Genomic DNA, 4,207 nt, shown 5'->3' with positions numbered 1-4,207 from the left:
CGGGATGCGGATCGGGGGCGGGGCAATCGCGGATCGGGATCATGGCGTCCTCTCCTCCGAACTCGACGCAGTCTTTCCCTCCCCCTGAGCGGGGGAGGGTGGCCCGCGCAGCGGGTCGGGAGAGGGGAGCGCGTTGTCCGGAGAGGTCGCTCCCCTCTCCCGACCCTCGCTGACGCGAGGCCCACCCTCCCCCGCAGAGGGGGGAGGGACAAACCCGTCCCCCTACCCGTCGGCGTGCAGCACCTTCCCCCGCGTCTCCGGCAGGGCGAAGGCGGCGAGAAAGAACACGCCGTAGGCGCCCGCGGCGAAGACCGCGATCGCCGAGGCGAGGCCGATCGATTTCGAGAGCTCGCCCACCAGGAACGGGAACAGCGCGCCGAGGCCCCGCCCGAAATTGTAGCAGAAGCCCTGGCCCGAGCCGCGCAGCCGCGTCGGGTAGAGCTCGGTGAGGAAGGCGCCCATCCCCGAGAAGTAGCCCGAGGCGAAGAAGCCGAGCGGGAAGCCCAGCACCCACAGCACCGCGTTCGAGAGCGGCAGCTGGGTGTAGGCGACGATGACCAGGATCGCGCCGATCGAGAAGATCAGGAACAGCGGGCGCCGCCCGAGCCGGTCGGCGAGCCAGGCGCCGACGAGGTAGCCGGCAAACGAGCCCACGATCAGCGCCGAGAGGTAGCCGGTGGAGGAGACGATCGACAGGCCGCGCTCGGTGGTGAGGTAGCGCGGCAGCCAGGTGGTGATGGCGTAGTAGCCGCCCTGGCAGCCGGCGGCGGCGAGCGAGGCCAGGATCGTGGTGCGCAGCAGCGGGCCGGCGAAGATCTCCCAGAGCTTGGGCTCCTCGCCGGCCGCGCGCGCCCTGGCGCGGGTCTCGGCGGCGACCTTCGGCTCCGCGACGTAGCGGCGGAGGTAGAACACCAGCAGCGCCGGCAGCGCGCCGATCGCGAACATCCAGCGCCACGCGCTCTCGGGCGGGAGATAGGAGAACAGCACCGCCTGCGACAGCACCGCCATCCCCCAGCCGATCGCCCAGCCGGACTGCACCGAGCCGACGGCCCGGCCGCGATACTGCGCCCGGATGGTCTCGCCCATCAGCACCGCGCCGGCCGCCCACTCGCCGCCGAAGCCGAGGCCGAGCAGCGCGCGGGCGACGAGCAGCTGCTCGAAATTCTGCACGAAGGCGCAGACCAGCGAGAAGACCGAGAACCAGAGGATGGTGATCTGCAGCGTCAGCACGCGGCCGATGCGGTCGGCGACGAAGCCGGCGAGCCACCCGCCGAGCGCGGAGGCCAGCAGCGTGACGGTGGCGGCGAGGCCGGCCGTGCCCGGATCGACCCTCCACAGGCTGATGATCGTGCCGATCACCAGCGGGTAGATCATGAAGTCCATGCCGTCGAGCGCCCAGCCGGCGGCGCAGGCCCAGAAGGTGCGCCGCTCGGGCGTGGTCATGCTCCGGTAGAACGCCCCGAGGCTGGCATCCTCGATCGGCACGAGGTCGAGGGGGTTTGGGGCTCCGGGTCCCGACGCCACAGCCATGATCCGGTCCCCTTTCGCCGACCCGGCGATCCTGGCGCGGATCGGAGCGGCAGGACAAGGGCGCCGGCGGCACGGGAGGGGGGAAGGGTGCAGGATTGTCGCGGTGCGCGGGGGCGGCCCTCAGGGACCGGCTCGCCCGCGCTCAGGCGGCGGCGCCGACGTCGAACTCGAAATGGATCCGGTCGTAGGGGAAGGTCACGCCCGCGTCCGACCGGTCGACGACGCCGGCCTCCGCCAGCGTCACCACGTCCCGATGCACCGCCTGGACGTCGCGACCGACCCGCCGGGCGACTTCGCGGATGGCGAGCGGTCCCTGGCCCGCCATCGCCTTGACGATCGCCAGGCGCGACGGCGCGAGGACGCGATGCAACGCATCGTAGCTGGCAAAGTAGATCGTCGGCGCAGCGGCAGCGGCGTGCCCGGCCATGGCATCGGCGGCCGCCTCGAGGAAGCGGGTCCTCGCATCCGCCACGGATCCGATGCCGACCGTCAGAATGCTCATCCCAGGATCCTTCTCATGTCGGCCTCGAAGGCGTCGAAGAGGGCTTCCAGGCTCGTGAAGGCGAACCGGTCCTCCCGCGATCCGATAGGGCGGTGATCGCCCTTGCCGCGCTCGTTGTCGTAGCGAAGCACGCACGTGCCGTTTACGACGAGGGCGAGCCGGTACTTGAAGGCATGCAGGCTGCCCGGGACCGGGGCCGGGACATGCCAGAGCGTCACCTCGAAGAAGGCGGTGTTGCTGAGGACGGTGCGGGATTTCTCGGTCAGCACCGCCGTCATGGTGCCATCCCCAGCGGCCCGGCACGGGTGTTGTCAATGATGACAACACCCGTGCCGGGCCGGTGGCCGATTCGGCCCGTGAGACGTCCTCAGGCCGGCGGGCGGCCGCCGACCAGCACCGGCTCCGGCGCGGTGCGCTCGGGGAACAGCGCCTGCAGGTCGCGCAGCTTCGGCGCGTCGTTGGCGGCGATGTAGGGGTGGTTCGGGTGGCTCGCCATGAAGTCCTGGTGGTAGCCTTCCGCCGGGTAGAAGGTCGCGCCCGGCTCGATCCGCGTGGCGATCGGCTTCGCGTAGGCGTGCGCGGCGTCGAGCTGGGCGATGTAGGCCTCGGCGACCCGCGCCTGCTCCGCGTCGGCGGGGAAGATCGCCGAGCGGTATTGCGGGCCGGAATCCGGGCCCTGGCGGTTCACCTGCGTCGGGTCGAGCGCCACCGAGAAGAAGATCCGCAGCAGCTCGTCGTAGCGGATCACCTTGGGATCGTAGGTGATGCGCACCGCCTCGGCATGGCCGGTGCCGCCGGTGCTGACCGCGCTGTAGCGCGCATCCGACGCGTCGCCGCCGGCATAGCCCGACACGGCCCGGCGGACGCCGCGCACGTGCTGGAACACCCCCTGCACGCCCCAGAAGCAGCCGCCGGCGAGCGTCGCGGTGCGCAGGCCGGTCTCCTTCGCGGTCTCCCGGGCGGTCACGGCGGCCTCCGGCAGGCGCCGGCCGGGCTCCTCCGCATGGGCGAGGCCGCGCAGCGAGACCGCACCGGCCATCAGGGCGAGGCCCGCGACCGTCGCGAGCGCGACCCCGCGCAGGCCGGACGCTTTGGGTGTCAGGGACATGGCGGTCTCCGTAGGGATCGGGCGATGCGAGGCGGCGATCGCGCCCCGTCGGGCCTCTTCGCCGGCGACGGGTGCGCGGTTACGCGGCCCCGCCAAAGGGCGAACGAGGGCGGGAAAGGCCGGCCTGGCGGGGGACGGGCACCGCGTAACCGGTGGCAAAACACGGTCGAACGGGCTGCACCGGGACGATTGTGTCCCGTCCTGAAGGATGTCCGATCATGCGCCACCCCCGCGCCGCCACCGCCGCCCTGCTGCTTGCCGCCTTCGCGCTCTCGGCTCCGGTCCACGCCGCCGAATCGATGTCGGAGGACGCGATGCACAAGGACGAGATGATGCGGAAGGACTCCATGGCCAAGGATTCGATGCACAAAGACGCAATGCACAAGGATTCGATGGCCAAGGACTCCATGAAGAAGGATGCGATGAGCGAGGATTCGATGAAGGCCGCCCCGATGAAGAGGTAGGGCCCCGCGCCCGCGGCCGGCGCCGGCCGGCCGCGGTTCGAGCGCCTGCGCGGGAGCCGCCCCCTAGGCGATCGGAACAAATCGCCGTGGGCCGTGCGCATTCGGCGGCCTCGGCCTCTTGAAGGGGCTCGCGGATCCGGGCAGCGTCGGGGCGATCTCCGATCCGAGGGCACCCTGCGTGAGCCAAGCCGTCCCCCTCGCGGAGAAAGACGGCCTTCCGGTCGCCCCGGTGGCGCGAAAGCCCGGGGCGGTGCGGCACGCGGCCGGGCCGGCGCTGACGCTCGGGGCGCTCGGGGTCGTCTACGGCGACATCGGCACCAGCCCGCTCTACGCCTTCAAGGAGGCGGTGAAGGCCGGCATCTCCGGCGGGGCGCCGGTCGCGGCGGCGGCCACCGGCGCGGTCTCGCTGATCCTGTGGGCGCTGATCCTGATCGTCTCGCTGAAATACGCGGTGCTGATCCTGCGCGCCGACAACCGCGGCGAGGGCGGCATCGTCGCGATGCTGGCGCTGCTCGGCGCCCGCCACGCCAAGGCCGGCACCTGGCAGGCGCTGCTGCTGGTGGTCGGGCTCGTCGGCGCGGCGCTTCTCTACGGCGACGGCGC

Annotated in this window: 6 protein-coding genes; 2 read left to right on the top strand and 4 right to left on the bottom strand. The window is 72.0% G+C overall.

Annotation, left to right across the window (positions count from 1 at the left end):
- Positions 1 to 222: 222 nt before the first annotated feature.
- The 4 genes from MKK64_RS27465 to msrA form a co-directional block, all read right to left on the bottom strand.
- The gene (locus MKK64_RS27465) at positions 223 to 1,530 is read right to left on the bottom strand and encodes an MFS transporter (RefSeq protein WP_147843768.1); all 1,308 of its coding nucleotides are present in this window, start codon (positions 1,528 to 1,530) and stop codon (positions 223 to 225) included.
- Between the two features lie 142 nt (positions 1,531 to 1,672).
- On the bottom strand, positions 1,673 to 2,032 hold the full coding sequence (locus tag MKK64_RS27460; protein WP_243938145.1) for a helix-turn-helix domain-containing protein: 360 nt from the start codon (positions 2,030 to 2,032) through the stop codon (positions 1,673 to 1,675).
- Positions 2,029 to 2,310, bottom strand: a complete 282-nt coding sequence (locus tag MKK64_RS27455) for a DUF6516 family protein (protein WP_243938904.1) — start codon at positions 2,308 to 2,310, stop codon at positions 2,029 to 2,031. The genes MKK64_RS27460 and MKK64_RS27455 overlap by 4 nt, the downstream gene beginning before the upstream one ends.
- Positions 2,311 to 2,399: 89 nt before the next feature.
- The gene (gene msrA / locus MKK64_RS27450) at positions 2,400 to 3,140 is read right to left on the bottom strand and encodes a peptide-methionine (S)-S-oxide reductase MsrA (protein ID WP_243938902.1); all 741 of its coding nucleotides are present in this window, start codon (positions 3,138 to 3,140) and stop codon (positions 2,400 to 2,402) included.
- Between the two features lie 218 nt (positions 3,141 to 3,358).
- Here msrA and MKK64_RS27445 point away from each other — a divergent pair, with 218 nt between their 5' ends.
- Positions 3,359 to 3,604, top strand: coding sequence for a pentapeptide MXKDX repeat protein (locus MKK64_RS27445; protein ID WP_243938900.1), 246 nt, complete (start codon positions 3,359 to 3,361; stop codon positions 3,602 to 3,604).
- 229 nt (positions 3,605 to 3,833) lie between these two features.
- On the top strand, positions 3,834 to 4,207 hold a 374-nt coding region (locus MKK64_RS27440), incomplete at its 3' end, for a KUP/HAK/KT family potassium transporter (protein ID WP_243938906.1).

Source organism: Methylobacterium sp. E-025 (assembly GCF_022829705.1).
In the GTDB taxonomy this organism is placed as follows: domain Bacteria; phylum Pseudomonadota; class Alphaproteobacteria; order Rhizobiales; family Beijerinckiaceae; genus Methylobacterium.
The sequence above is the reverse complement of the archived record's forward strand: the minus strand, read 5'-3'. Positions and strand labels throughout refer to the sequence as shown.